Below are 26,972 nucleotides of genomic sequence, written 5' to 3' on the forward strand. Positions count from 1 at the left end.
GCCCAGCACCCTTGAGTGAAGCAAAGTGGAAGTGAACAATGTTCTCTTTCGCATTTCCTTCGAGACTGGCCATGAAAACCCGTTCCCGTCTGCTTGCCTGGCTGCCGGCTGCATTGCTCGGCCCGGTGCTGGCGCTGTGCAGCACCTTGGCGCTGGCCGAGTCCCCCGCCAATGCTGCCAAAGCCCAGCACCTGCTGGACTACATTGGCGCCGACTACCCGCCGACCGTGCAGGACGGCAAGGTGATCGACGAGGGCGAATACCGCGAGCAACAGGAGTTCAGCGCGGTATTGGCTGACCTGGTCAAAGGCCTGCCCGCAAATACTGAACAAGCGGCTTTGGAACAGGGCGTCCAGGCGCTGCGCCAGGCCATCGACCAGCGTCAGGAAGGTACTGCGGTCGCCAAACAGGCCCGGCAGTTGGGTGCGCGACTGGCGGTGGCCTACGAGGTCAGCCAGGCCCCGGTGATTACCCCGGACCCCGCCCGCGGCGCTGCGCTGTACGCACAGAACTGCTCGATCTGCCACGGCGACACCGGCGCCGGCGATGGCCCGGCTGGCGTGGGCCTGGAGCCTGCACCCGCCAACCTGCGCGATGTCTCGCGCCTGGATCAGTTAAGCCTGTTCGACCTCTATAACACCCTGGCCCTGGGTATAGACGGCACCGAAATGCCGTCGTTTGCCGACCAGCTGGACGACCGCCAACGCTGGGATGTGGCCGCGTATATCGCCAGCTTCACCGCCAAGCCGGAAGCGGGCAAAGGTGACAAGACCTGGAGCCTCGCCGACCTGGCTCGCCAAACCCCGGCCGAAGTCGCCGTCAACGAAGGCACTGCGGCCGTCGAGGCATTCCGCGCCCAGCGTGCCCAGCCGCCGCAGGTAAAGCGCGGCCCGGCGCAATTGCTCGAATACACTGCCAGCACACTGGACAAGAGCCTGGCGGCCTACCGCGCAGGCGACCACGATCAGGCCTATGACCTGTCAGTGGCGGCCTACCTGGAGGGTTTCGAGCTGGTGGAAAGCTCGCTGGACAACATCGACACCCAGGCGCGCAAGGACACCGAAAAATCGCTGATGGCCTACCGTCAGTCCCTGCAGGACGGCCTGCCCGAGGCCCAGGCCGAACAGCGTCTGGCCGACGCCAAAACCAAGCTCGAGCAGGCGGCCAAGCTGCTGGGCAGCGATGGCCTGAGCTGGACGCTGAGCTATATCTCCGGTTTGCTGATCCTGCTGCGTGAAGGCCTCGAGGCGATTCTGGTGCTGGCGGCGATCCTGGCCTTCCTGCGCAATACCGGGCAGCAGTCGGCAGTACGCAGCGTAAACATCGGTTGGGGTCTGGCGCTGGTTGCCGGCTTCGCCACCTGGGCGCTGGCGGCCTATGTGATCGATGTGGGGGGCGCTCAGCGCGAACTTCTGGAAGGCTGCACGGCGCTGTTCGCCGCGGTAATGGTGCTGTGGCTTGGCGTGTGGATGCATGACCGCCGCCACGCTGCCGCCTGGAAGGACTACATCAAGAGCAGCCTGGTCAGCGGTGGCGGGCGCTTCGGCTTTGCCGTGCTGGCATTCTTCTCGGTATACCGCGAATTGTTCGAAGTGATCCTGTTCTACGAGACCCTGTGGCTGCAGGCAGGCCCCGCCGGGCATCAGGCGGTGCTGGCGGGTGGCGCGACGGCACTGGTGCTGCTGGTGGGCCTGGCCTGGGTGATTCTGCGGGGTTCGGCCAAGCTGCCGCTATCGCTGTTCTTCAGCATCAACGCCGCGCTGCTGTGCGCGCTGTCGGTAGTATTCGCCGGGCATGGCGTGAAGGCGCTGCAAGAGGCCGGTGTGCTGGGCACACGGCCAGTGGCGTTCTTTGAGTTTGACTGGCTGGGGATTCATGCCGATGCCTACTCGCTGTCGGCGCAAGCGGTAGCCTTGCTGGCCATCGTGTTCCTTTACGGCCGCTCGTGGCTGGCGGAAAAGCGCAGTGCTGCGGTCAACTGACTGGAGCCTTCGCGGTCCCACAGGGACCGCGCAGGGTCTCAGATCTTGCGCAAGCCTGATGCTCAGGCCGGCTGTGGCGCCTTGAGAATGTTCTGTAGCAATTGGACACTTTCAACGGCGTCATGACCCAGGCTGGTCAGGTAGCCGCCATCCGGCTGATCGGTCAGCCCCTTCTCATGCAGGCGTTGCGCAGCCGCGATCAGGGCAGGGGATGCGGTGCTGGTTATCTTGATGCCTTCCTGGCTGCTGTCGTGTTTGAACAGCGCGAGTACTTCCATTTCGTCGATCAAATCGGGGGTAAAAGGCATGGCGACTCCTGACTTCCAGACAAGGATTGCGGCACTTTCTACGGTGCCTGATCTTCGAGTGTAGCCGGGTTATTCGTCGTCGCCTTGATCCATCTCAGGCGGCAGCTCCGGCAGTGCCCGCAGAGCGTTCTCATACCACTCGCCGTTGAACGCACGATCCTCTACCAGCATGTTGTCGATTTCGAAGGCCAGCACATGGGCCATCAGGTTCAGAATGTCTTCACGCTCATAGCCGACCAGCGTCAGCTTGTTGAACGTGGCCTTGGCCGCAGGCGGCTCGCCGCTTTCGATCTGGTTTTCGATGGCCTGGGTCAGCGTTGCCTCGGCGAAGGCTTCGTCGTCGTCATTGTCGATGTCGGTGGGCTCGCTCATCGCGGTACTCCTAGGATGGGATGCAACAGTGTGCCATGCCTGTGGCGGCAATGCCCGAGCATTGACGGAGTGCATGACGCTGGTCAGTGGCAGGTGTTCGGTCTATAAAGGCCACGCCAACCCCTTACGGCCTGGAGGCTGTTTCGTCATGCTCAAGCTTTATGGATTCTCGGTCAGCAACTACTACAACATGGTCAAGCTGGCCCTGCTCGAAAAAGGCCTGCCATTCGAAGAAGTCACCTTCTATGGCGGCCAGGCGCCACAGGCGCTGGAAGTGAGCCCGCGGGGCAAGGTGCCGGTGCTTGAAACCGAGCATGGCTTCCTCAGCGAAACCAGTGTGATCCTCGACTATATCGAGCAGACCCAGGGCGGCAAGGCGCTGCTGCCAGCCGACCCGTTCGGCCAAGCCAAGGTGCGGGAGCTGCTCAAGGAAATCGAGTTGTACATCGAGCTGCCTGCGCGTACCTGTTATGCCGAGTCGTTCTTTGGCATGTCGGTCGACCCGCTGATCAAAGAGAAAGCGCGTGCTGACCTGCTGGCCGGGTTTGCCACGCTCAAGCGCAACGGGCGCTTTGCACCTTATGTTGCGGGCGAGCAACTGACACTGGCAGACCTGATGTTCTGCTTCTCGGTCGACCTGGCCAACGCGGTGGGCAAGAAGGTGCTGGACATCGACTTCCTGGCGGACTTCCCGCAGGCCAAGGCGTTGCTGCAACTGATGGGGGAGAACCCGCACATGCCGCGGATCTTGGCGGACAAGGAAGCGTCGATGCCGGCCTTCATGGAGATGATCCGCAGCGGCAAGCGCTGAGTCTGGTGTTGAGCCCTTCGCGGGCATGCCCGCTCCCACAGGTCTGCACCGTTTTTGAAACTTGTGCAATACCTGTGGGAGCGGGCGTGCCCGCGAACGAGGGCGAAGCCCTCGCCTTGGGGGGTTAGCGAGACGCCAACAGGGCCTTGCCACGCACTACGGCAGCACGCACCTGCGCCGGCGCCGTACCACCAATGTGGTCACGCGCATTCACCGAGCCTTCCAGAGTCAGCACGGCAAACACGTCCTGCTCGATCTGGTCGCTGAACTGGCGCAGTTCGTCCAGGCTCATCTCGGCCAGGTCCTTGCCAGTGTCCACACCATACTTCACCGCGTGGCCAACGATCTCGTGGCAGTCACGGAAAGGCAGGCCGCGGCGAACCAGGTAGTCGGCCAGGTCGGTAGCGGTGGAGAAACCGCGCAGGGCCGCTTCACGCATGATGGCGTGCTTGGGCTTGATCGCCGGGATCATGTCAGCGAAGGCCCGCAGCGAGTCGCGCAGGGTATCGGCGGCGTCGAACAGCGGTTCCTTGTCTTCCTGGTTGTCCTTGTTGTAGGCCAGTGGTTGGCCTTTCATCAGGGTCAGCAGACCGGTCAGGGCGCCGAACACGCGGCCGCTCTTGCCACGTACCAGCTCTGGCACGTCCGGGTTCTTTTTCTGCGGCATGATCGAGCTGCCGGTGCAGAAGCGGTCCGGAAGGTCGATGAACTGGAACTGCGCGCTGGTCCACAGCACCAGCTCTTCAGAGAAGCGCGAAAGGTGCATCATCGCCACGCTGGCAGCGGCGCAGAATTCGATGGCGAAATCACGGTCCGACACGCCATCCAGCGAGTTGCCGGCCACGGCTTCAAAGCCCAGCAGCTTGCAGGTCAGTTCACGGTCGATCGGGTAGGTGGTGCCGGCCAGCGCGGCGCTGCCCAGTGGCATGCGGTTGGTGCGCTTGCGGCAGTCGACCAGGCGCTCATAGTCGCGGCTGAGCATTTCGAACCACGCCAGCAGGTGGTGGCCAAAGGTGACCGGCTGCGCCGTCTGCAGGTGGGTGAAACCAGGCATGATGGTTTCGGCTTCACGCTCTGCCTGCTCCAGCAGGCCCTGTTGCAGGCGGGTGATTTCGGCCAGGATCAGGTCGATTTCGTCGCGCAGCCAAAGGCGGATGTCGGTGGCCACCTGGTCGTTGCGGCTACGCCCGGTGTGCAGCTTCTTGCCGGTGATGCCGATGCGGTCGGTCAGGCGTGCTTCGATGTTCATGTGCACGTCTTCGAGGTCGACACGCCAGTCGAAGTTGCCGGCTTCAATCTCGCCCTGGATGGTTTTCAGGCCATCGATGATGGTGTCGCGCTCGGCGTCACTGAGCACGCCGACCTGCGCCAGCATGGTGGCATGGGCAATCGAACCCATGATGTCGTGACGGTACAGGCGCTTGTCGAAATCTACCGAGGCGGTGAAACGGGCGACGAAGGCGTCGACGGGCTCACTGAAGCGGCCGCCCCAGGACTGATTGGTCTTCTCGGTGCTCATGGATTCACTCATTGCAGGCGTGAACGAAAAAGTGGCGTCGATGATAGCAGGGTTGGGCTGGCTGCCGCAGGGCGCCGGTCGAGAGAAATGCCCGGAAAATCGCAGAGAAGGATTTCAAGGAATGAACGGCAGTGTTCCACGGACCGTCTACAGTTGGACAAAGGACTGGCAGTGAATCTGCCGGGCCGAGTGAATCTTTGGCCATCGCACCGGTCTAGAGCGTGACCGCAGTGTCGCTCGAACCACACCTGTCTACGCTATACCTGTGCGAGACTCATTCAGGAATCCAGCGCAATTATGAATGTCCTGATCGTTGATGACGAACCCCAAGGCCGTGAACGCCTCACCCGGCTGCTCGGCGAACTGGAGGGTTACACTGTGCTGGAGCCCAGCGCCACCAACGGCGATGAGGCCTTGGCGCTGATTGAAAGCCTCAAGCCCGATGTGGTCCTGCTGGACATCGGCATGCCAGGCCTGGATGGCCTGCAGGTTGCCGCTCGCCTGTGCGAACGCGAGGCGCCGCCCGCGGTGGTGTTTTGCTCCGGGGATGATGAATACGGTGCAGAGGCATTCAAGGACAGTACCCTCAGCCATGTGACCAAGCCCTTCCAGGCCCACGCCTTGCGTGATGCCCTGCGCAAGGCCGAAAAACCCAACCGCGCCCAATTGGCGGCGCTTACCCGGCCGGCCAATGAAGGCGGCGGCCCACGCAGCCATATCAGCGCCCGCACGCGCAAAGGCATCGAACTGATCCCGTTACCCCAGGTGATCTATTTCATTGCCGACCACAAGTATGTGACCTTGCGTCACGAAGCCGGTGAAGTGCTGCTTGACGAGCCACTAAAAGCCCTGGAAGACGAATTTGGCGAACGCTTCGTGCGCATCCACCGCAATGCGTTGGTCGCCCGCGAGCGCATCGAACGCTTGCAGCGCACCCCACTGGGTCACTTTCAGCTGTATCTGAAAGGCCTGGACGGCGATGCCTTGACCGTCAGCCGTCGCCATGTGGCCGGTGTGCGCAAGATGATGCAGACCCTCTGAGGCCCTTGGACTCGGCCCGCACCTGCACCTGAACTGCGTATGAGCTGTTGATCCGTATCTGCAAGCGATACCGGCGATGCTGTTATGATCGACGGTATTTCTCTGGATCGGGGCGTTTCATGTCCACTCGCGAAATCCGCATTGCCACCCGTAAAAGTGCTTTGGCCCTGTGGCAGGCCGAATACGTCAAGGCCCGCCTCGAGCAGGCTCACACCGGTCTGCAGGTGACCCTGGTACCCATGGTCAGCCGCGGTGACAAGTTGCTCGACGCGCCGCTGGCAAAAATCGGCGGTAAGGGGCTGTTCGTCAAGGAACTGGAAACCGCGCTGCTGGACAACGAAGCCGACATCGCCGTGCATTCGATGAAGGACGTGCCCATGGACTTCCCCGAGGGCCTGGGCCTTTACTGCATCTGCGAGCGTGAAGACCCGCGTGATGCCTTCGTTTCCAATACCTTTGACAGCCTCGAAGCGCTGCCCGCCGGCAGTATCGTCGGCACCTCGAGCCTGCGCCGTCAGGCCCAGTTACTGGCGCGCCGCCCGGACCTGCAAATCCGTTTTCTGCGCGGCAACGTCAACACCCGCCTGGCGAAGCTGGATGCCGGCGAGTACGACGCCATCATCCTCGCCGCCGCGGGCCTGATCCGTCTGGGCTTCGAAGACCGCATCACCTCCACCATCAGCGTCGATGACAGCCTGCCGGCAGGTGGTCAGGGTGCGGTGGGCATCGAGTGCCGCAGTGCGGACGTTGAGATCCATGCACTGCTGGCGCCACTGCACCATGTCGACACCGCTGACCGGGTGATGGCCGAGCGCGCGCTGAACAAACGCCTGAATGGTGGCTGCCAAGTGCCGATCGCCTGCTACGCGGTCCTTGAGGGTGACCAGTTGTGGCTGCGTGGCCTGGTCGGCCAGCCTAGCGGCGGGACCTTGCTGGTGGCCGATGCCCGTGCACCCCGTGCTGCCGCCGAGGCCCTGGGCGTACAGGTGGCCGAAGACCTGCTGGGGCAGGGCGCCGAGGCCATTCTGAAGGAAGTCTACGGCGAGGCCGGTCACCCGTGAGCCAATGGCGCCTGTTGCTGACCCGGCCTGCCGAGGACTGTGCGGCGCTGGCGCAAAGCCTGGCGGCTGCGGGAGTGGGCAGCAGTTGCCTGCCACTGCTGGAAATTGAACCTATTACCGTGCAAGCCCCACAGCGACTGTCGCTGGAGGGCTTGCATGACTTCCAGGCGATCATTGTGGTCAGCAAGCCGGCCGCCCGGCTGTTGCTTGAGCATCTGGCCGAGACCAGCATCCAGCCTCCGCAGCGAGGCTGGTTCACCGTGGGTGAGGCAACCGCCGGGGTGCTGCAGGGTGCTGGGCTGGAGGTTAGCTTTCCGCCGCGTGGCGATGACAGCGAAGCCTTGCTGGCACTGCCGGCCCTGCGCCAGGCACTTACCGAGCTGGCACCGCGTGTCTTGATCGTTCGCGGCGTCGGAGGTCGCGAACTGCTGGCAGAGCGTCTTGCAGAGCAAGGTGCTAGTGTCGATTATCTGGAACTGTATCGTCGCTGCCTGCCGGCCTACCCGGCGGGTACGCTGATGCGCCGCATTGAAGCGGAACGCCTCAATGGCCTGGTGGTCAGCAGTGGGCAGGGTTTTGAACATTTGCAGCAGATGGCCGGTGCCGATTGGCTGCGGTTGGCCCAGTTGCCGCTGTTCGTGCCCAGCCCGCGGGTCGCCGAGCAGGCCAAGGCCGCCGGGGCCCAACAGGTTGTGGATTGCCGTGGCGCCAGTGCCACGGCCTTGCTGGCAGCCGTGCAGCGTAGCGCTGCACCTGCCTCTTAAGGCGCTAAGCTGAATGCGGTGCGCCCCCATGCAAAGGATGGATACGTGAGCGAGACTGTCTTGTCCAATAACGATCAACCGTCGGCGCAGGCGCCTGCGGAACCCGTTACCACCCCACCTGCCAAGCGCTCCGGCAGTGGCCTGGCAGCGCTGGCCTTGCTGCTTGGAGCGGCCGGGGTGGCGGTAGGTGGCTGGGGTGTCTGGCAGGTGCGTCAACTGCAGGGCAGTGAGTTCAACCAGGGCCAGCACATCGAGGCGCTGACCCAGCGCGCCGAGGCGCTGCAGCAACGTGAACAGCAGATCAGTGCGCAACTGGCCAGTCTGCCAGCCGCCAGCGAGCTGGAAGACCGCCGGCGTTTGGTAGCCCAACTGCAGGGCGACCAGCAGCGTCTCAGCCAGCGCCTGGAAACCGTGCTGGGAGAAAGCCGCAAAGAGTGGCGTCTGGCCGAAGCCGAGCACCTCCTGCGGCTGGCTACCCTGCGCCTTTCGGCGTTGCAGGACATCACCAGTGCCAAAGCCCTGGTCGAAGGCGCCGACGAGATCCTGCGCGAGCAGAGCGACCCGGGTGCCTTCGCCGCCCGCGAGCAACTGGCCCGCAGCCTGGCCACGCTCAACAGCACTCAGCAACCGGACCGTACTGGCCTGTTCTTGAAACTGGCTGCACAGCGTGAGCTGGTACAGCAGCTGAGCGCCCAGTCCCCCGAGTTCGACAGTAACGCCGATGCGCTTGGCGCCCTGACCGCCGACGGTGATGGTGCCAGCAGGCTGTCGCAGTGGTGGGCAGAAATATCCAAGTACTTCCAGATCGACTTCAATGCCGATGAAAACGTGCGTCCGTTGCTGGCCGGGCAGCAACTGAACCAGCTGCGTCTGGCCCTGAGCCTTACTATCGAGCAGGCCCAGTGGGCGGCGCTCAATGGTGATGCCAAGGTTTACACGCAGGCGCTGGACGACGCCCGCAGCGTACTGCTGGCCAACTTCAACGCAGACAACCCGCAAAGCAAGGCCATGCTCGACAGCCTCAATGCCCTGGCCGATCAGCCGGTGTCGGTGGTTACCCCTGACCTTAGTGAAAGCCTGGCGGCAGTGCAGGCCTATATTCAGCGCCGTCACCTGCCGGCCGAGGCTGAAGGGGGCAAGCCATGAAGCGTGTCTACTTGTTGGCCGTGCTTGCGATCGTGGTTGCTGCGGCACTGGGCATCGCGGTCGCCAAGCACAGCGGCTATGTACTGATTTCCTATGGTGGCTTCCGTTATCAGTCGGGGCTGTGGGCAGCCTTGGCGGGTATTTTGGCGGTCGTCCTGCTGCTGTGGTTGCTGCGCTATCTGGTCGGCCTGGTGCTGACTTCCAGTGGTGTGGTCAACCCGTGGTCACGGCGTAACCGCAGCCGACGTATCCGCCTGGCGATCGAACAGGGCCAGCTCGATCTTGCCGAAGGCCGCTGGGCCAGTGCCCAACGGCACTTGCACCGTGCCGCCGAGGCTGAGCGCCAACCGTTGCTGTACTACCTTGGTGCCGCGCGTGCTGCCAACGAACAAGGCCGTACCGAAGACAGCGACAACTTGCTGGAGCGTGCCCTGGAGCGCCAGCCGCAAGCGGAGCTGGCCATTGCCCTGACCCATGCCCAGTTGCAAATGGATCGTGGCGAAAACGATGGGGCGCTGGAAACCCTGCTGGCAATGCAGGAACGCCACCCGCACAACGGCCAGGTGCTGCGCTTGCTACAACGCCTTTACGTGGAGCGCGGCGACTGGTCTGCGCTGATCCGCCTGCTGCCCGACCTGCGCAAGGGCAAGGTGCTGCCGGCCGCCGAGTTGGCTGCTCTGGAGCAACGCGCCTGGGGCCAGAACCTGAGCCTGGCGACCACCCGTGGCGAAGATGCGCTCAGTGCACGTCAATCCTTGGAGCGCGCTTGGCAGCAGCTGACCGCAGCCCAGCGCCAGGAGCCACAACTGGTGCTGGCGTACGCCGAGCAACTGCGCCAGGTAGGTGCCCAGAACGAAGCCGAACAAGTACTGCGCACGGCCCTCAAGCGCGACTACGAAAGCCACCTGGCCCGCCTTTACGGCCTGGTGCGTGGTGATGACCCGGTGCGTCAGCTGCAAACCGCCGAAGGTTGGCTCAAGGCTCACCCGCAAGACGCCAGCCTGCTGCTGACATTGGGCCGTCTGAGCCTGCAAAACCGCTTGTGGGGCAAGGCGCGTGACTACCTGGAAAGCAGCCTGCGCATGGAGCGCAACCCCGAGGCCTGTGCTGAGCTGGCCCGCCTGCTCGCGGGGCTGGGCGAGACCGAGCGCAGCAACCAGCTGTTCCAGGAGGGCCTTGGCCTGCTGGACGAGCGCCTGCTGGCGCTGCCTTTGCCAGAAGGCGTGCGCGCCTGACCTACCCCAAGGCCCGCGCAAAGGTGCGGGCATTGGGGGCAGGTAATTTATCTTCCGCTGTCAGTTTGATCTGAAGTCTATTTCTTCCGTCGCCTCCTACGGCATATCTGGAAATTTCCTACGCGTTTCAGTGACTTGTCGTTGCTGTCGTGCCTTGAAACAAAGCGTGTCTTTCCTCTACCGTTTCAAGCCACTACTTTTTCCCCGGGACCTTCACCGCCCATGCTGCCGGCCCGTTTGCGCACCTTTTTTCTTCCTGCCTGCCTGGTCGCACTGGCAGTACTGGTTGCGTCTTTCCGTCTGGAAAACACAGTGGGGCTGATGCCGTGCCCATTGTGCCTCAGCCAACGGTTGCTGCTTGGCGGGTACGCGCTCCTGTGTTTCGCAGCCGTGCTGCAGGCACCGGGCACGCGGGGCATCCTTCGTTATGCTCGGCTGGCGCTGGGCTGCTCGCTGGCCGGCGCATTGCTGGCAGCACGGCATGTCTGGTTGCAGGGGGCTGAGGGGGTCAATGAGGTATGCCCGGTGCCGATCGGGCGAGTGTTCGAACAATCCTGGGGTGAGGCGGCACGGCAACTGTTGCTGGGTGGCCCGGATTGTCGTTCGCTTGCCTGGAGTTTTCTCGATCTGACACTGCCGGAATGGAGCCTGTTAGCCTTCCTGCTGCTGGCGGTGCTGCCCTTGAGTTGCCTGCTGGCGTATCGTTTCCGCACCCTGGCAAGAGCATGACCTGGCGCAAGGTTGTGCCATTAGCGCGACCAATGGTGATGTAACAGGGTATTAAACACTTGTATGAACTTTGTGTGCTGCGTACCTTGAAGGGCAGCACGCGCGGGAATAATCTCCCAGCACGCATACCGGAAAAACAACTGCTCGATGCCGTCCTGCTGATGTCACCTTTGTGCTGCGCGGTCGTGGTGCGAGGTGCAGCGGCATCTACCCAGAAGGGAAGAGATCGCCATGCTCGATAGTTGTCAGAACGCCCAGGAACGCTGGGGTGGGGTTCACAAGCTGATCGACCGTTGGCTGGAGGAGCGCCAGGAACTGGTGCAGGCTTTTCGCGCCCTGCGCGATGTGAGGCCAGCCTTCGCCGACAAGGACACCAACGGGGACTTTTGCGCCCTTCTGGTCGACTACGTTTCGGCGTGGCACTTCGAAGTCTGCGAGCAACTGGTCAGCGAGGCCAAGGCGTTCGGAGACGAGAAGGCGCTGAAGCTGGCCGAAGAGATCAACCCGCGGATCAACGACAGTACTCAGATCGCACTGGCCTTCAACGACCATTGCGCCAAGGGGGAGTGCAAGGACACCGAACGCTTTGCCGAGAAGCTGGCCAAGTTGGGCGGGTTGTTGCATGAGCGCTTCGAGCTTGAAGACTGCCTGATCGAAGTGCTGCACAACGCACACAAGGAAGAGGGTGCAGTGCAGGCCTGAGGTTGGCGTCAGTCACCAACCGCCAGCAGTTCGATCTCGAATATCAAGGGGGTATAGGGTGCAATCAGGTCTCCCGCCCCCTCGGCGCCATAGGCTTGCGCTGAAGGAATTACCAAGCGCCATTTGGCGCCGGTGTGCATTTTCGGCAACGCGACCTGCCAGCCTTCGATAACCGAATCCAGGTTGAACCATTGGGGGGTTTGGTTTTGGTCGAATATTGAGCCATCCGGCAATCTGCCCACATAACGCACCTGCACTTTGCCGCCCGCTTTTGGCTGTGCGCCCGTGCCTGCCTGCAATTCGCTGTACAGCACACCTTCCGTTAGTTCGTGCACGCCATAACGCCCACGTTCATTAGCCATGAAGCGCGTTTCGGCGGCCTGCAGCTTTTGCGTAGCGGCGTCACCTTCCTGGGCTTCAAGCTGCTGCAGCACTGCCTGCATGCGTGTCTTGTCGAGCTTGAGGGGTTGCCCCTGATAGGACTGTTTCAGGCCTTCGACCAGTGCATCCAGTTGCAAGCCCGGCATCTCCTGGCGCAGGCGTTCACCCAGGCTGGCACCCAGGCTGTAGGCCAAATCGTGGTCGTCGTTGTCGGCCAAGGCGAGGGGTGCCATCAGGCATAAACCCAAAACAAGATTTCGAGGCAACGCCTGACTCCCAAATACCAGCAATGATTAATTCAGCAACTACACTTTCACGCAGCTGCAAGATAACAACTTTGCCCAGGCATGCAACGCGGCGTAAACATTACGGTCAACATGCCCTAGCGGCGGTAGCAGCAGAAGCATAGTATGAGCCGCAATCTCGTCAGCCAGGAGGTAAACCATGTCGGCCAAAAAGAAGCCAGTAAGTACGCCGTTACACCTGCTCCAGCAACTTTCGGGCAGCTTGCTCGAACACTTGGAAGAGGCCTGCTCGCAAGCGCTGGCTGATGCGGAAAAACTGCTGGCGAAGTTGGAAAAGCAGCGTGGCAAGGCGCAGGAAAAACTGCACAACGGTCGCCTGAAACTGCAGGACGCGGCCAAGGCAGGTAAAGCCAAGGCGCAAAGCAAGGCGCAAAAAGCCATCGGTGAACTTGAAGAACTGCTCGAGTCTCTCAAGGAACGTCAAACCCAGACGCGCTCTTACATTCAGCAACTCAAACGCGATGCTCAGGACAGCCTCAAGCTGGCTCAGGGTGTAGGTAAAGTACGCGAAGCTGCAGGCAAGGCCCTTGATCAACGTGCGGCCAAACCGGCTGCCAAGGCAACCGCTGCTGCCAAGCCTGCGGCCAAACCAGCTGCCAGGGCGATCGCTGCCGCCAAGCCTGCGGCCAAACCGGCTGCCAAGACGACCGCTGCCGCCAAGCCTGCGGCCAAACCAGCTGCCAAGGCGACCGCTGCCGCCAAGCCTGCGGCCAAACCAGCTGCCAAGACGACCGCTGCCGCCAAGCCTGCGGCCAAACCAGCTGCCAAGGCGACCGCTGCCGCTAAGCCTGCGGCCAAACCGGCTGCCAGGGCGACCGCTGCGGCCAAACCGGCTGCCAAGGCGACTGCGGCAGCCAAACCTGCGGCCAAGCCAGCTGCCAAAGCCCCTGCTGCCAAGCCGGCCGCAAAACCAGCTGCCGCCAAGGCACCAGCACCCACGGCCGCCAAACCCGCCGCCAAACCTGCTGAAGCCAAACCCGCTACACCGGCCGCCGCAACCAACTCGGTGAGCCCGGCTGCTGCAGCACCGTCGGCACCTGTGAGCACGCCGTCTCAGGCACCTTCGGCGTCCTGAAGCGCAGCCGCTGCGACGCGCAACTGAACTAGCGCGTCATGATGCAGAGCCTGGTCCGGTGCCAGCCGGGCCAGCCAGTCGTCCGCGGGCTCATGGGAGCCCACGGGCCACTGTTGCGAACGTTCCTGCAAGCGCTCCAGCAAGGCTTTTTCTGCCTGTAACTCCAACCCCTTCACTTGTTCACGCAATGCGGCCAATTGTGCATCACCCGATGCTGGGGTTTGCCATTGCTGGCGCAGGCTGCGCAGCGGGGCGACCACGTCACGCTGCCAAGGCTCGGCAAGTTCTTGCAGTGCTTGCGCACGTTCGCCTAGTACGGCCACACCACGTGCTTGCAGCCAGGTCGCGCACAGCAGCAGGCAGACATCGCCACCCAGTGCCTGCAGTTCAAGGCAGGCGGCTTCCACGCCGGGCCTGGCATACAGGGCCAGGGCGTAATTCCACAGGTCGGTGTGCATGGTTCCACTCGCGCTATGGGCCGAGGAAGCTGGTAGACTCCGCGACCATCATGATCAGACTATCCAACCTCACTTTACAGCGTGGTCCGCAGCGCTTGCTAGAAGGCGCCGAGATGACCCTGCACGCCGGTCACAAGGCCGGCCTGATCGGCGCCAACGGCGCCGGAAAATCCAGCCTGTTCGCCTTGCTGCGCGGTGAGCTGTCGCCCGATGCCGGTGACTGCCAACTGCCCGGCGACTGGCGCATCGCCCACATGCGCCAAGAGGTCGACACCCTCGACCGCCTGGCTGTGGACTATGTGCTTGATGGCGACGTGCGCCTGCGCAAGGTCCAGGCCGAACTGGCCGCGGCCGAGCAGGCCCACGACGGCACCGCCCTGGCGCGCCTGCACAGTGAGCTGGAAAGCGCCGACGGCTATACCGCCGACGCCCGTGCGCGCAAGTTGCTGGCTGGGCTGGGCTTCACCAACGACCAGATGGACCGCCGTGTCGGCGATTTCTCTGGTGGCTGGCGGATGCGCCTGAACCTGGCCCAGGCACTGATGTGCCCGTCCGACCTGTTGCTGCTCGACGAGCCCACCAACCACCTCGACCTCGACGCTATCCTGTGGCTGGAAGACTGGCTCAAGGGCTACCCCGGCACATTGTTGCTGATCTCCCACGACCGTGACTTCCTCGATGCCGTGGTCGACCATGTGCTGCACGTCGAGCAGCGCAAGCTCAACTTGTACAAAGGCGGCTACACCGCCTTTGAGCGCACCCGTGCCGAGCGCCTGGCGCAGCAGCAGCAAGCCTACGAGAAGCAGCAGGCGCAGCGCGCGCACATGGAAAAGTACATTGCCCGCTTCAAGGCGCAAGCCACCAAGGCCCGTCAGGCGCAAAGCCGGATCAAGGCCCTGGAGCGCATGGAAGAGCTGTCGGCGGCGCATGTCGACTCGCCGTTCGACTTTGTCTTCCGTGAATCGCAGAAAATTTCCAGCCCGTTGCTTAGCCTTTCCGAAGGTCGCCTGGGTTATGGCGACAAGGCCATCCTCGACAAGGTCAAGCTGCAGCTGACCCCGGGTGCTCGTATTGGTCTGCTCGGGCCCAATGGCGCCGGCAAGTCGACCCTGATCAAGAACCTTGCAGGTGAGCTGGAGCCGTTGTCGGGCCGCCTGGTTCGTGGCGAGAACCTGGCTGTAGGCTACTTTGCCCAGCACCAGCTGGACTCGCTGGACGACAAGGCCAGCCCGCTGCTGCACCTGCAGCGCATCGCTCCTACCGAGCGTGAGCAGACGCTGCGCGACTTCCTCGGCGGCTTCGACTTCCACGGTGCCCGTTGCGACGAGCCGGTGGTGAACTTCTCCGGTGGCGAAAAGGCCCGCCTGGCACTCGCGCTGATTGCCTGGGAGCGGCCAAACCTGCTGCTGCTCGACGAACCGACCAACCACCTCGATCTGGAAATGCGTCTGGCGCTGACCATGGCCTTGCAGGAGTTTGCCGGTGCAGTGGTGGTGGTGTCCCACGACCGTCATTTGCTCAAGAGCACCACGGACGACTTCCTGCTGGTGGCCGACGGCAAGGTCGACACCTTCGACGGTGACCTGGAGGACTACAGCCGCTGGCTGGTCGAGTACCGCCAGCGCAGTGCGCCGGCCAGTACTGCACCGGTCAACCCGGACAAGACCGACAAGAAAGCCCAGCGCCAGGCTGCCGCAGCCTTGCGTCAGCAGTTGGCGCCGCACAAGAAGGCTGCCGACAAGCTGGAAACCGAGCTCAACCAGGTGCACGCGCAATTGGCCGAGATCGAGACCGCGCTGGGTGATGGTGGCCTTTACGATGCGGCGCGCAAGGACGAGTTGCGCGACCTGCTGGCGCGCCAGACCCGGCTCAAGCAACGCGAAGGCGAGCTGGAAGAGGCCTGGATGGAAGCGCTGGAAACCCTGGAAAGCATGCAGGCCGAACTCGAGGCGTTGTCCTGATGGAGGAACTGCGTTCGCTGCTGCCAGGGCAATGGATGGACACCTTCTGGCTGGGTTTGCAGATCCTCCTGATCCTGGCAGCGGCGTTCATCCTGCAACGTATCGTCGCCCGCGGGCTGAGCCGTCTGGGCCAGCGTTACCCGTTACCGCCGGAGCTGCTGGTGCCCGTGCGCGGTGGCCTGCGCTGGCTGATCATGGGCAGCGCGCTGCTGTTCGTGCTGGAGCGCATGGGTGTTTCGGCAACCGTGTTGTGGACAGCACTTTCCGGCTTCGTAGCGGTAGCGGCGGTGGCCTTCTTCGCCATGTGGAGCGTGCTGTCCAACCTGTTGTGCGCGGTGTTGATCTTCACGGTCGGGCCGTTTCGCATCGGCGATGTGGTCGAGCTGGTCGACACCCTCGACAAGCCAGGCGTGAAAGGCCGGGTGATTGCTATCAACCTGCTTTTTACCACCCTGCTGGAAGTGCCCGAAGCGGGCGGAGCGCTGGTGCAGGTGCCCAATAGTCAGTTCTTCCAGAAGTCGGTGCGGCGCTGGCGCGGGGCCGAGGTACAGGCCCTGCACAAAGACACAGCTGCCGAAGCTGACTGAGCCTGTTCTGGCCCCTTCGCGGGCACGCCCGCTCCCGCAGGTATTCCACAGCGTCTGAAAATGCACTGTAGGTGTGGGAGCGGGCGTGCCCGCGAAGAGGCCAGGTCAGGCCACACAAATCCATCAGAAATCACTGGTTATTTTTTCGCCAAAACCTTAGCTTAACGTTTTGCAACATATGTTCGAGCGAGGTGTGTGATGTCGATGGAAGTATGGTTAGGCTTTTTTGCCGCCTGCTGGGTGATCAGCCTTTCACCCGGTGCCGGGGCGATTGCCTCGATGTCCAGCGGCCTGCAATACGGCTTCTGGCGTGGTTACTGGAACGCCCTGGGCCTGCAGCTGGGCCTGATCATGCAGATCGCCATCATCGCCGCCGGCGTCGGTGCCGTGCTGGCTGCCTCGGCCACGGCGTTCCAGGTCATCAAGTGGTTTGGCGTCGGCTACCTTGTGTACCTGGCCTATAAGCAGTGGCGTGCCCTGCCGATGGACATGAGCGATGAATCAGGCGTGCGCCCGATCGGCAAGCCGCTGAGCCTGGTGTTCCGTGGTTTCCTGGTCAACATCAGTAACCCCAAGGCGCTGGTGTTCATGCTGGCGGTGCTGCCGCAGTTTCTCAATCCCCATGCGCCGCTGCTGCCGCAATATGTGGCGATCACCGTGACCATGGTCACTGTCGACCTGCTGGTGATGGCGGGGTACACCGGGTTGGCTTCGCATGTGTTGCGCATGTTGCGCACGCCCAAACAGCAGAAGCGTTTGAACCGCACCTTTGCCGGGTTGTTCATTGGTGCAGCCACCTTCCTGGCGACCTTGCGCCGCGCGCCCGTCTGACAGAGCGCATACAAGCCATTCGCGGGAAAACCCGCGATTGGCCCATCACTATTTCTCCTTGTCCACCAACCCCTTCAGCAGATCTATCGGCAGCGGGAAGACGATGGTCGAGCTCTTGTCCCCGGCAATCATCCCCAGCGTCTGCATATAGCGCAACTGCATCGCCCCTGGCTCCTTGCTCAGCATTTGCGCGGCTTGCATCAGTTTCTCCGACGCCTGCAGTTCACCTTCTGCATGAATCACCTTGGCCCGACGTTCGCGCTCGGCCTCGGCCTGGCGGGCGATGGCGCGTACCATCGACTCGTTCAGATCCACGTGCTTGATCTCGACGTTGGCCACCTTGATGCCCCAGGCATCCGTCTGAGCATCCAGCACCTGACGGATGTCCAGATTCAGTTGCTCGCGTTCTGCCAACAGCTCATCCAGTTCGTGCTTGCCCAGCACCGCACGCAGGGTCGTCTGGGCCAGCTGGCTGGTCGCCACCAGAAAATCCTCGACCTGAATGATCGCTTTCTGCGGGTCGAGCACGCGAAAGTACAACACTGCGTTGACCTTGACCGAAACGTTGTCGCGGGTGATCACATCCTGCGGTGGTACATCCAGTACCACTGTACGCAGGTCGACCCGTACCATTTGCTGGATCACCGGGATCAACAGGATCAGCCCCGGCCCTTTGACCTGCCAGAAGCGCCCCAGCTGGAACACCACGCCCCGCTCGTATTCGCGCAGGATGCGAAACGCCGACAGAACCAGCATGGCCAGCACGATCAGCACAGCGCCGAAACCGAATTGCATGAACATGCTCATTCTCCTTGCGTCGCAGGGGCGGCGGCGCTCACTTCCAGCATCACGCCATGGCGCGCGGTCACCCGCACGTTCTGGCCAGTTTGCAGCGGCGTTGCGCACCGTGCTTGCCATGGCTCGCCCTGAGCCAGCACGACACCACAGAAGGGGTCGCTTGCCATCACCTGGGTGACGGTGACCAGGCTGCCGACCAGGCCGGCGTCGCCACTGACCAGCGCCCGTTGCCGGGCCTTGAGGGCCATGCCCAGCACGCCACCGATCAGGAGTGCCGAGAGCAGCGCCAAGGTGCCGATCAAGGCCAGCGGGATGCCGAAACCGGGGGCGTCGGTGTCGATCAGGATCAATGCGCCGACCACAAAGGCAACGATGCCGCCGAAGCCGACCACGCCGAAACTGGGCAAGAAGGCTTCGGCGATCATGAAGGTGATGCCAAGCAGGATCAGCGCCACCCCGGCGAAACTCACCGGCAACAGCTGCAGCGCATACAGCGCCAGCAGCAGGCAGATACCACCGACCACACCGCCCACCGCAGAACCGGGGTTCATGAATTCGAACAACAGGCCGTAAACGCCGATCATGATCAGGATCAGCGCTACGCTGGGGTTGGTGATGACCGCCAGAACCCGTGTGCGCCAGTCTGGCAGGTGCTCGACCACGCTGGCGCCTGCGGTCTGCAACTGGCGTGGCTGGCCGGCCACCTGGAGCGTTTTGCCGTCGAGCTTGCGCAGCAGGTCAGACAGGTCATCGGCCACCTGATCGATCACGTTCAACCGCAAGGCCTCGCTGGCGGACAGGCTGACCGCCTCGCGCACGGCCTGCTCCGCCCAGTCGGCGTTGCGGCCGCGCATCTGCGCCAGGCCACGGATGTAGGCGGCGGCGTCGTTGACCTGTTTGCGAGCGAGAGTTTCATCGTCGCCGCCTTTGGCTTTGTCGTCACTGGGCGTGCCAGGCGCACCGCCGATCCGCACCGGCGTGGCAGCTCCCAGATTGGTTCCGGGCGCCATCGCCGCGACATGGCTGGCGTAGAGAATATAGGTGCCGGCGCTGGCGGCGCGGGCTCCGCTGGGGGCAACGTAGCTGGCGACCGGTACAGGGCTGGCGAGAATTGCCTTGATCATCTGGCGCATGGCGCTGTCCAGCCCGCCCGGGGTATCCATGCGGATAACCACCAGTTGCGCGCCTTGCGCCTGGGCCTGGCTGAGGCTGCGCACCAGGTAGTCGGCGCTGGCCGGGCCGATGGCGTCGTCGATGTTCAGCACCCATACCGCGCCGGGCGCTGCCTGGCCACCTGGCGTGATGCCAAGCAATAACAGCAGCAACAGCAAACGCCAGCAGCGGGCGATCACCTGTCGTCACCTCATTTGCGCGTATTACACAAGTTTAGCCCCGCCCACCCGTACCCGGCCTAAAATTGGAGATTGGGGGGGGAAACCGGAGGTGCATCATGCGTATGGCAAAGACCCTGCAGGCCCGCCTGGACAAGGCCAACTGCGACTACGACATTATTCCCCACCCACATTCGGCCACCAGCCTGGAGTCGGCCCGAACGGCCGGCGTGCCCGCCGAGCGGGTCGCCAAGTCGGTGATGCTCGATGACCGTCATGGCAACTACATCATGGCCGTGCTACCGGCCAACCGGCACTTGGACATGACCAAGGTGCGTATGTCCGGGGCGTGGCATCTGACCCGTGAAAGCGGTCTGCCGAGCCTGTTCAACGACTGCGAGCGCGGTGCCGTGCCGGCCCTTGGCGATGCCTACCAGATAAAAATGCTGCTCGACCCGAGTCTTACCCGCCAAGGCGATGTCTACCTGGAGGCGGGTGACCACGATCACCTGATTCACATGAGCATGGAGCAGTACATGAAACTGGTGCCGCACGCCGAAGTGCGCGAGCTGTGCTGATGTCTTCAAACCAATGCCAGGCGGGCGTCGTGGACGGCTTGCCTGGCGCTCAGGAGGAACCATGGAAGCGCCGATCCATCCCTTTGCCGACCTGTTCAAGCAGCTGGGCTTGCCCGACGATCCCACGAGTATCGATCAGTTCATCACCAGCCATTCCCCGCTGAAGAACGAAATCAAGCTGGTGGACGCGCCGTTCTGGAACGACTCTCAGCGGGCATTTCTCAAGGACAGCATCATTGAAGATTCCGATTGGGCCGTGCCCTTCGATCAACTCAACGAAGCGTTGCGCCGCCCCCGAAAATAAAGCGCCGAGCGGCACCTGACGAGTGATCGGCCGTTGCTATGCTCAGGAAAACAATAAGGGGATAGCGCGATGAAAGATCCCTACGCACCAGGTTTCTGGTGTTCCGTGACGATCCTGGGCACCCTGACGGCCAGTTACTTCTATGGCATCAGACAGACGCAACAGATGAACCAGGCCGTGCATTTCCTGTACGCCGCTGCCGCAGTCACTGTAGCGGTTGCACTGGTGGCGCTGACATGGATCGCCTGGCAGCAGCTGCGCCTGAACAAGCGCGAAGTGGTGCAGGGGCGAACGCTGCTGACCATCTGGAACACCAAGGTTGCGCTACGCCGCGTCGAGACGGTCTTCGACCGTTATTTCTGGGGCAGCTACTGGCATTCGGGGCGTACCTTCGAAGAGGTCATGGGCGAGCTCAGGGGCACTCCGCTGGAGCAGAGCCTGGATGCGCTGAAGCGCCAGTGCCGGGTGCTCGACCGCGAAATCCATGACCGTCATCACCACTGGCTGGCCAACGCTCGCGATCTGTCCAGCGTGGCCCAGGCGATGGCCCGCGAACGCTACCAGCTGGACCTCGGCGAGCCCACGCACAGCGGCCACGGCAATACGGCAGTACTCAACCGTGACCTGGAAGTGCTGGTGTACACCTGGTCGGCGCGCTTGCGTAGCTTCGACCATCAGCTGGACGAACTGGAGCGCGCCTACCATTGAGGCGCTTCATTCGCCGCGGATGTACTGCTCCATTTGCTTGATCAGGCTCGCCTGTTCGTCAATGGTTTCCTTGACCAGGTCGCCGATCGACAGCAGGCCGAGCAATCTGCCGTTGTCGACCACCGGCAGGTGACGCAGGTGCCGGTCGGTCATCAGGTTCATGCAGAAATCGAGCTTTTGCTTGGGCTCCACGGTGACCACCGGTGCGCTCATGATTTCGCGTACCGGCGTGGCGGCGGAAGAGCGGCCCTTGAGGACCAGTTTTCGCGCATAGTCCCGTTCACTGACGATACCCACCACCTGGCCACCCTCGACCACGGGCAGTGCACCGACGTTTTTCTCCGCCAGCAGTTTCAGGGCGTCGAGCACCGAGTCATCCGGGCCGATGGTGTACACGGTCTGGTGCTGGGACTTGGTCTTGAGGATTTGTTCGACGTTCTTCATACGGGCCTCTGCGGGTGAAAAAACGCTGTCTCGGTTTAACTAAAGCATCCGGTACGGCGCTCTGCACGGCAATGCAGGAAACGGCATGGAGGCGATTGAAAAACGTCATGGGTGGTTGCTTGTGCCGGCCTCTTCTCGGCTTTACCCGCGAAGAGGCCGGTGCAGCCAATCAGAGTTTTGGCATCTGCCCGATCCGCGCCACCATCTCGCTCACTACCTGCAGGTCCAGCATGAACTGTTCCACGGTCTTGAACTCGTTGTCGTTGTGCCCGGTGTACTTCACGTCCGGCATGGCCAGGCCAAATTGCACACCGTTGGGAAGATCGTGCACCGAGGTCGCGCCGGCCGAGGTACCAAACTCATGCTTCATGCCCAGGTTTTCCGTGGCCACAGCGAGCAGGGCCTTGACCCATTCGCCTTCGGGGTTGCGGTACATCGGCTCGTCCAGGCTGTAATCGAACGCCACCGAGGTGTTGCTTTGCCGGGTCCATTTGCCCAGTTTGTCGGCCAGTTCGTCCTTGATCGTGGCGATCGGCTTCCCCTTGGGAATGCGCAGGTTTACCGCCAGTTTCAAGCCTTTGTCATCCACCCCGACAAAGGTCAGCGAGGTGGTCAGCGGGCCCATGAACGGGTCCTTGAAGGCAACGCCGAGCTTGTTGCCCAGGTAGTCCAGGCCCCAGTTGTCGGCGGCGTAGCGGGCAGCGTCGGTAAAGTGGTTGTGCTTGAGCGGCACCTGCTGGCCGAGGCCATTGATGAAGTCGAGCATACGCGCCACCGGGTTGATGCCGGATTCCGGCTCCGAAGAGTGTGCGGAAACACCGGTAACGGTGAGCAACACCTGCTTGCCGTCGGCCTTGGCGTCGATGCTGAAGTCGCTTCCATGCTGCTTCACGTATTTGGCGCCGGCTTGCTGCAGGTGCTTGGTCAGCTGTGCCGGGTTGTCAGAAATCAGGGTCGCTACCGAAGTTGTCGGGATCTGGTTGGTAGCCAGGCCACCGGTCAGGTTGACGATCTCGGCACCTTTGCCGCTGGCTGGGCGCTTATTGAAGCTGGCCATGACCGTGCCGTAGCCTTTCTCGGCAATCACTACCGGGTAGCCGCCGTCGAGGGCCAGGTTGTATTCGGGCGTAGGGTTGCGCTCGAAGTAGTAGGGGATGGCATCACCGCTGGTTTCTTCGGTGGTGTCGATCAGCAGTTTGAACTGCCGGGCGAGCGGCAGGTTTTCATCCTTGGCCACTTTCAGCGCGTACATCGCCACCACGATGCCGTTCTTGTCGTCCTCGGTGCCGCGGCCGTACATGCGGTCACCCACCAGGGTGACCTTGAACGGGTCCAGGCGCGTACCATCGGCCAGCTTCCAGTTGTCCGGGTTGACCGGCACGACGTCAGCGTGGGCATGGATGCCGATCACTTCCTTCCCGCTGCCCAGCGAGATCTCGTACACCCGGTTGTCGATGTTGCGGAAGGCCAGGCCGAAGCTGTCGGCCAAGGCCTTGATCCTGTCGGCGATCTTGAGGAATTCAGGGTTTTCGTACTGCGGCATACCCTCGACGTTGAAGGTGGGGATGGCTACCAGTTCACGCAGGGTTTCTGTAGCGGCCTTGCCATACTTGATGCGGGTATACAGGCCGAGCAGGCGGTTGATCTCGTCTTGTTGCCCGGCGGCCAGTGGCTTGTTGGCCAGGTAGGCGTCGACGGTTGCCTCGAGGTTGTCGGCCTTGCCCAGGTCGCTGCCTTTGAGCTTGCCGAGGAATTGCTTGAAGTCGCTTGGGTCACTGCCGTCGAAGGCTTTGACGATAGCTGCGGACTGCTGCTGGGTGAGGTTGGCCTGGGCAGGCTGGGTGAACAGGCCGATGCTGGCCAGCAACAGGGTGGTGGCGGTGAGTTTTTTCAACTGCATGGTTGTGCGCATTCCTTCGCCAATCATTGTTATGGGTTACCCGTTCGGAGAACGGGAAGACGCCCACGCTAACATCAATGACCCGTGGCACGGGAGTACCAGAAAGGTGACATGGCGCACAAACGAAAAAGCCCCGGGCTCAGGCCCAGGGCTTTCTTGATATGGCGCACTCGGCGGGATTCGAACCCACGACCCCTGCCTTCGGAGGGCAGTACTCTATCCAGCTGAGCTACGAGTGCAACGCGCACGCATGATACCCATCTGTGTCGTTGACGTCCATCGCCTTGATCTGTAGCTGTTTTTACCGTGTTGGCTGTGCAGATCCCTGTGGGACGGATACACGACAATACAGATCGGAAATGAACAACGGTTGGTCGGGAGGTACCGGCCGGAACTGGGCGCACGTCAATGCCATCGATTACGGCGCCGATAACGACAGCATCATCGTTTCAGCCCAGCATCAGGGCGGAGTAAATTGGCCATGACAAGCAATGAAACGAATTTTGGCTTCGCCCCGCGTCCGGCCGCAGCATCGTCTACCCTTCAGCGGCCATTCTGCGGGCGATTTCAGATGGGCTGTTCAACCATTCGTTCTTTTTTTCGAACAGCCTATTGTCCAACACCCCAGCAGCCGCTTAGCATTCGTTTGAGATTTCAAACGCTCGATGCCCTGCCTTGGGCGCTTTTCAACAATCAACAATTCGGGAAGCCGACATGCAGCTCAAAGACGCTCAGTTGTTCCGCCAGCAAGCCTATATCAATGGTGAGTGGCTGGATGCGGACAACGGCCAGACCATCAAGGTGACCAACCCGGCCACCGGCGAAGTCATCGGTACCGTGCCGAAGATGGGCACTGCGGAAACCCGCCGCGCCATCGAAGCCGCCGACAAGGCCCTGCCGGCATGGCGTGCCCTGACTGCGAAAGAGCGCTCGGCCAAGCTGCGTCGCTGGTTCGAACTGATGATCGAGAACCAGGACGACCTGGCTCGCCTGATGACCACCGAACAGGGCAAGCCGCTGGCCGAAGCCAAGGGCGAAATCGCCTACGCTGCCTCGTTCATCGAGTGGTTCGCCGAAGAAGCCAAGCGCATCTACGGTGACACCATCCCGGGCCACCAGCCAGACAAGCGCCTGATTGTCATCAAGCAGCCAATCGGCGTTACCGCGGCCATCACCCCGTGGAACTTCCCGGCCGCCATGATCACCCGTAAAGCCGGCCCGGCCCTGGCCGCTGGCTGCACCATGGTCCTCAAGCCGGCTTCGCAAACCCCATACTCCGCTCTGGCGCTGGTCGAGCTGGCCCACCGTGCCGGCATCCCGGCTGGCGTGCTGAGTGTGGTTACCGGCAGCGCCGGCGAAGTTGGCGGCGAACTGACCGGCAACTCCCTGGTACGCAAGCTGTCCTTCACCGGCTCGACCGAAATCGGTCGCCAGCTGATGGAAGAATGCGCCAAGGACATCAAGAAGGTTTCCCTGGAGCTGGGTGGCAACGCCCCGTTCATCGTGTTCGACGACGCCGACCTGGACAAGGCGGTCGAGGGCGCGATCATCTCCAAGTACCGTAACAACGGCCAGACCTGCGTCTGCGCCAACCGTATCTACGTGCAGGACGGCGTCTACGACGCGTTCGCCCAGAAGCTGGCCGCTGCAGTTGCCAAGCTGAAGATCGGTAACGGCCTGGAAGAAGGCACCACCACTGGCCCGCTGATCGATGGCAAGGCTGTCGCCAAGGTCCAGGAACACATCGAGGACGCCGTCAGCAAAGGCGCCAAAGTGCTGTCCGGTGGCAAGCTGATCGAAGGCAACTTCTTCGAGCCGACCATCCTGGTTGACGTACCGAAGACCGCTGCTGTCGCCAAGGAAGAGACGTTCGGCCCACTGGCGCCGCTCTTCCGCTTCAAAGACGAAGCCGAAGTCATCGCCATGTCCAACGACACCGAGTTCGGCCTGGCCTCGTACTTCTACGCCCGTGACATGAGCCGTGTGTTCCGTGTCGCCGAAGCCCTGGAGTACGGCATGGTGGGTATCAACACCGGCCTGATCTCCAACGAAGTGGCGCCGTTCGGTGGTATCAAGGCTTCGGGCCTGGGCCGCGAAGGTTCCAAGTACGGTATCGAGGACTACCTCGAAATCAAATACCTGTGCATCAGCGTCTGATAGCACGGTAAAGGCTTTACCTCTGCCAGCGGGGCGCGAGAGCGACGTCTCGCTGGCCTTTTTTACATTGCAGTACCTGGTGGCCAGGGCGTTCACGACAGTCGATCAACGAATACTGTTCGCGAGCACTCCCAGCCGCCCCCGAATAAAAGCGCCATTCCTGTCGGCGCAATGAGGGCATTATGAGCAAAACCAACGAATCCTTGATGCAACGTCGTGTAGCTGCCGTCCCACGTGGCGTCGGCCAGATCCACCCGATCTTCGTCGACACCGCGAAGAACTCGACCGTGATCGACGTTGAAGGCCGCGAACTGATCGACTTCGCTGGCGGCATCGCAGTACTGAACACCGGCCACCTGCACCCGAAAGTGGTTGCAGCCGTGCAAGAGCAGCTGACCAAGGTCAGCCACACCTGCTTCCAGGTGCTGGCTTACGAACCCTACGTAGAGCTGTGCGAAAAGATCAACAAGCTGGTCCCAGGCGACTTCGACAAGAAGACCCTGCTGGTCACCACCGGCTCCGAAGCCGTTGAAAACGCCGTCAAGATCGCCCGTGCTGCCACTGGCCGCGCTGGCGTCATCGCCTTCACCGGCGGTTATCACGGCCGTACCATGATGACCCTGGGCCTGACCGGCAAGGTCGTGCCGTACTCCGCTGGCATGGGCCTGATGCCAGGCGGCATCTTCCGCGCCCTGTTCCCGAGCGAACTGCACGGTATCAGCGTTGACGACGCCATCGCCTCGGTCGAGCGCATTTTCAAGAACGACGCCGAGCCGCGCGACATCGCCGCAATCATCCTCGAGCCAGTGCAAGGCGAAGGCGGCTTCCTGCCAGCGCCGAAAGAGCTGATGAAACGCCTGCGCGCCCTGTGCGACCAGCACGGCATCCTGCTGATCGCCGACGAAGTACAAACCGGCGCTGGCCGTACCGGCACCTTCTTCGCCATGGAACAGATGGGCGTTGCGCCTGACCTGACCACCTTCGCCAAATCCATCGCTGGCGGCTTCCCGCTGGCCGGTGTGTGCGGCAAGGCCGAATACATGGACGCCATCGCTCCTGGCGGCCTGGGCGGTACCTACGCGGGTTCGCCGATCGCTTGCGCCGCGGCCCTGGCCGTGATCGAAGTGTTCGAGGAAGAAAAACTGCTGGACCGCAGCAAGGCTGTGGGTGAGCGCCTGACCGCTGGCCTGCGCGAAATCCAGAAGAAGTACCCGATCATCGGCGACGTCCGTGGTCTGGGCTCGATGATTGCCGTCGAAGTCTTCGAGAAGGGCACTCACACCCCGAACGCTGCTGCTGTTGGCCAGGTTGTCGCCAAGGCTCGTGAAAAGGGTCTGATCCTGCTGTCTTGCGGCACCTACGGCAACGTCCTGCGTATCCTGGTTCCGCTGACCGCCGAAGACGCGCTGCTGGACAAGGGCCTGGCCATCATCGAAGAGTGCTTCGCTGAAATCGCCTGATGTGACGCGCTTCAGAAAAAACCC

28 protein-coding genes and 1 tRNA gene are annotated in these 26,972 nt (G+C 62.3%); 19 read left to right on the forward strand and 10 right to left on the reverse strand.

The genetic code is table 11. The annotated features are described in order from the left end of the window. The first annotated feature begins 38 nt into the window (after positions 1-38). A complete protein-coding gene (locus FQ668_RS00125) occupies positions 39-1,982 on the forward strand; it encodes an FTR1 family protein (protein WP_119714237.1) in 1,944 nt (647 codons plus the stop codon). A 62-nt stretch (positions 1,983-2,044) separates the two neighbouring features. Here FQ668_RS00125 and FQ668_RS00130 read toward each other — a convergent pair whose 3' ends face one another. Further along, positions 2,045-2,290, reverse strand: coding sequence for a TIGR02647 family protein (locus tag FQ668_RS00130; RefSeq protein ID WP_003255900.1), 246 nt, complete (start codon positions 2,288-2,290; stop codon positions 2,045-2,047). Positions 2,291-2,359: 69 nt separating this feature from the next. Further along, positions 2,360-2,662, reverse strand: coding sequence for a hypothetical protein (locus FQ668_RS00135; RefSeq protein WP_010951568.1), 303 nt, complete (start codon positions 2,660-2,662; stop codon positions 2,360-2,362). A gap of 148 nt (positions 2,663-2,810) precedes the next feature. Here FQ668_RS00135 and FQ668_RS00140 point away from each other — a divergent pair, with 148 nt between their 5' ends. Further along, on the forward strand, positions 2,811-3,473 hold the full coding sequence (locus FQ668_RS00140; protein ID WP_019439226.1) for a glutathione S-transferase: 663 nt from the start codon (positions 2,811-2,813) through the stop codon (positions 3,471-3,473). A 124-nt stretch (positions 3,474-3,597) separates the two neighbouring features. Here the strand turns inward: FQ668_RS00140 and argH are convergent, their stop codons facing one another. Beyond that, positions 3,598-4,992, reverse strand: a complete 1,395-nt coding sequence (gene argH / locus FQ668_RS00145; RefSeq protein ID WP_014589296.1) for an argininosuccinate lyase — start codon at positions 4,990-4,992, stop codon at positions 3,598-3,600. A 297-nt stretch (positions 4,993-5,289) separates the two neighbouring features. On the opposite strand from argH, the gene FQ668_RS00150 reads away from it, so the two are divergent. The 7 genes from FQ668_RS00150 to FQ668_RS00180 all read left to right on the forward strand — a co-directional run bounded on the left by FQ668_RS00150 (position 5,290) and on the right by FQ668_RS00180 (position 11,670). Further along, positions 5,290-6,033 carry a LytTR family DNA-binding domain-containing protein gene (locus tag FQ668_RS00150; RefSeq protein WP_010951571.1) on the forward strand — a complete coding sequence of 248 codons (744 nt, stop codon included), beginning with the start codon at positions 5,290-5,292 and terminating at the stop codon, positions 6,031-6,033. Positions 6,034-6,152: 119 nt separating this feature from the next. Then, positions 6,153-7,094 carry a hydroxymethylbilane synthase gene (gene hemC / locus FQ668_RS00155; RefSeq protein WP_014589297.1) on the forward strand — a complete coding sequence of 314 codons (942 nt, stop codon included), beginning with the start codon at positions 6,153-6,155 and terminating at the stop codon, positions 7,092-7,094. Next, positions 7,091-7,858: a uroporphyrinogen-III synthase gene (locus FQ668_RS00160; protein WP_144179815.1), complete on the forward strand. Its 768-nt coding sequence runs from the start codon at positions 7,091-7,093 to the stop codon at positions 7,856-7,858. Before hemC ends, FQ668_RS00160 begins: the two co-directional genes overlap by 4 nt. A 45-nt stretch (positions 7,859-7,903) precedes the next feature. Further along, entirely contained in the window at positions 7,904-9,004 is a 1,101-nt protein-coding gene (locus tag FQ668_RS00165) for a uroporphyrinogen-III C-methyltransferase (protein WP_003255892.1), read from the forward strand. Next, positions 9,001-10,239 (forward strand): heme biosynthesis protein HemY, encoded by a 1,239-nt coding sequence (locus tag FQ668_RS00170; protein WP_014589299.1) that lies wholly within the window; start codon positions 9,001-9,003, stop codon positions 10,237-10,239. The genes FQ668_RS00165 and FQ668_RS00170 overlap by 4 nt, the downstream gene beginning before the upstream one ends. 222 nt (positions 10,240-10,461) lie before the next feature. After that, positions 10,462-10,968, forward strand: a complete 507-nt coding sequence (locus FQ668_RS00175; RefSeq protein ID WP_014589300.1) for a disulfide bond formation protein B — start codon at positions 10,462-10,464, stop codon at positions 10,966-10,968. A gap of 231 nt (positions 10,969-11,199) precedes the next feature. Beyond that, on the forward strand, positions 11,200-11,670 hold the full coding sequence (locus FQ668_RS00180; RefSeq protein ID WP_014589301.1) for an Rsd/AlgQ family anti-sigma factor: 471 nt from the start codon (positions 11,200-11,202) through the stop codon (positions 11,668-11,670). A gap of 8 nt (positions 11,671-11,678) precedes the next feature. Here the strand turns inward: FQ668_RS00180 and FQ668_RS00185 are convergent, their stop codons facing one another. Further along, positions 11,679-12,317, reverse strand: a complete 639-nt coding sequence (locus FQ668_RS00185; RefSeq protein ID WP_041166816.1) for an FKBP-type peptidyl-prolyl cis-trans isomerase — start codon at positions 12,315-12,317, stop codon at positions 11,679-11,681. 178 nt (positions 12,318-12,495) lie between these two features. On the opposite strand from FQ668_RS00185, the gene FQ668_RS00190 reads away from it, so the two are divergent. Further along, positions 12,496-13,431, forward strand: coding sequence for an AlgP family protein (locus tag FQ668_RS00190; protein ID WP_144179817.1), 936 nt, complete (start codon positions 12,496-12,498; stop codon positions 13,429-13,431). Here the strand turns inward: FQ668_RS00190 and FQ668_RS00195 are convergent. Then, positions 13,410-13,889, reverse strand: coding sequence for a TIGR02444 family protein (locus FQ668_RS00195; RefSeq protein ID WP_070383348.1), 480 nt, complete (start codon positions 13,887-13,889; stop codon positions 13,410-13,412). The two genes, FQ668_RS00190 and FQ668_RS00195, sit on opposite strands and share 22 nt — an antisense overlap. A gap of 50 nt (positions 13,890-13,939) precedes the next feature. Between FQ668_RS00195 and FQ668_RS00200 the strand changes: the two genes are divergently transcribed. From FQ668_RS00200 to FQ668_RS00215, 3 genes are all read left to right on the forward strand, one after another. After that, positions 13,940-15,850 (forward strand): ATP-binding cassette domain-containing protein, encoded by a 1,911-nt coding sequence (locus FQ668_RS00200; protein WP_023389966.1) that lies wholly within the window; start codon positions 13,940-13,942, stop codon positions 15,848-15,850. Continuing rightward, positions 15,850-16,437, forward strand: coding sequence for a mechanosensitive ion channel family protein (locus tag FQ668_RS00205; RefSeq protein WP_014589306.1), 588 nt, complete (start codon positions 15,850-15,852; stop codon positions 16,435-16,437). The genes FQ668_RS00200 and FQ668_RS00205 overlap by 1 nt, the downstream gene beginning before the upstream one ends. 198 nt (positions 16,438-16,635) lie before the next feature. Beyond that, complete coding sequence (locus FQ668_RS00215; RefSeq protein ID WP_010951582.1) at positions 16,636-17,268, forward strand: LysE family transporter; 633 nt, start codon at positions 16,636-16,638, stop codon at positions 17,266-17,268. Between the two features lie 48 nt (positions 17,269-17,316). On the opposite strand, the gene FQ668_RS00220 is transcribed toward FQ668_RS00215, so the two are convergent. Beyond that, entirely contained in the window at positions 17,317-18,069 is a 753-nt protein-coding gene (locus FQ668_RS00220) for a slipin family protein (RefSeq protein ID WP_014589307.1), read from the reverse strand. 2 nt (positions 18,070-18,071) lie between these two features. Then, positions 18,072-19,418, reverse strand: coding sequence for a nodulation protein NfeD (locus FQ668_RS00225; protein ID WP_014589308.1), 1,347 nt, complete (start codon positions 19,416-19,418; stop codon positions 18,072-18,074). A 98-nt stretch (positions 19,419-19,516) separates the two neighbouring features. On the opposite strand from FQ668_RS00225, the gene FQ668_RS00230 reads away from it, so the two are divergent. The 3 genes from FQ668_RS00230 (at position 19,517) to FQ668_RS00240 (ending at position 20,987) form a co-directional block, all read left to right on the forward strand. Next, complete coding sequence (locus tag FQ668_RS00230; RefSeq protein ID WP_003255874.1) at positions 19,517-19,975, forward strand: aminoacyl-tRNA deacylase; 459 nt, start codon at positions 19,517-19,519, stop codon at positions 19,973-19,975. Positions 19,976-20,036: 61 nt separating this feature from the next. Next, positions 20,037-20,279 carry a DUF2789 domain-containing protein gene (locus FQ668_RS00235; RefSeq protein WP_014589309.1) on the forward strand — a complete coding sequence of 81 codons (243 nt, stop codon included), beginning with the start codon at positions 20,037-20,039 and terminating at the stop codon, positions 20,277-20,279. 69 nt (positions 20,280-20,348) lie between these two features. Beyond that, positions 20,349-20,987: a hypothetical protein gene (locus FQ668_RS00240; RefSeq protein ID WP_003255871.1), complete on the forward strand. Its 639-nt coding sequence runs from the start codon at positions 20,349-20,351 to the stop codon at positions 20,985-20,987. Between the two features lie 6 nt (positions 20,988-20,993). On the opposite strand, the gene FQ668_RS00245 is transcribed toward FQ668_RS00240, so the two are convergent. From FQ668_RS00245 to FQ668_RS00255, 3 genes are all read right to left on the reverse strand, one after another. Further along, positions 20,994-21,431, reverse strand: a complete 438-nt coding sequence (locus FQ668_RS00245; protein ID WP_014589311.1) for a CBS domain-containing protein — start codon at positions 21,429-21,431, stop codon at positions 20,994-20,996. Between the two features lie 169 nt (positions 21,432-21,600). Next, positions 21,601-23,331 (reverse strand): dipeptidase, encoded by a 1,731-nt coding sequence (locus FQ668_RS00250; protein WP_019439231.1) that lies wholly within the window; start codon positions 23,329-23,331, stop codon positions 21,601-21,603. 162 nt (positions 23,332-23,493) lie between these two features. Beyond that, positions 23,494-23,570: transfer RNA gene (locus FQ668_RS00255), tRNA-Arg, on the reverse strand. Positions 23,571-23,690: 120 nt separating this feature from the next. Between FQ668_RS00255 and FQ668_RS00260 the strand changes: the two genes are divergently transcribed. From FQ668_RS00260 to gabT, 3 genes are all read left to right on the forward strand, one after another. Continuing rightward, the gene (locus FQ668_RS00260) at positions 23,691-23,816 is read left to right on the forward strand and encodes an aryl-sulfate sulfotransferase (protein ID WP_014589313.1); all 126 of its coding nucleotides are present in this window, start codon (positions 23,691-23,693) and stop codon (positions 23,814-23,816) included. Between the two features lie 229 nt (positions 23,817-24,045). Beyond that, a complete protein-coding gene (gabD, locus tag FQ668_RS00265) occupies positions 24,046-25,488 on the forward strand; it encodes an NADP-dependent succinate-semialdehyde dehydrogenase (protein WP_003255867.1) in 1,443 nt (480 codons plus the stop codon). 182 nt (positions 25,489-25,670) lie between these two features. Beyond that, positions 25,671-26,948 carry a 4-aminobutyrate--2-oxoglutarate transaminase gene (gene gabT / locus FQ668_RS00270; RefSeq protein WP_003255866.1) on the forward strand — a complete coding sequence of 426 codons (1,278 nt, stop codon included), beginning with the start codon at positions 25,671-25,673 and terminating at the stop codon, positions 26,946-26,948. Positions 26,949-26,972 lie beyond the last annotated feature (24 nt).

This window comes from Pseudomonas sp. Kh14 (assembly GCF_900291005.1).
Classification (GTDB): Bacteria; Pseudomonadota; Gammaproteobacteria; order Pseudomonadales; family Pseudomonadaceae; genus Aquipseudomonas; species Aquipseudomonas alloputida.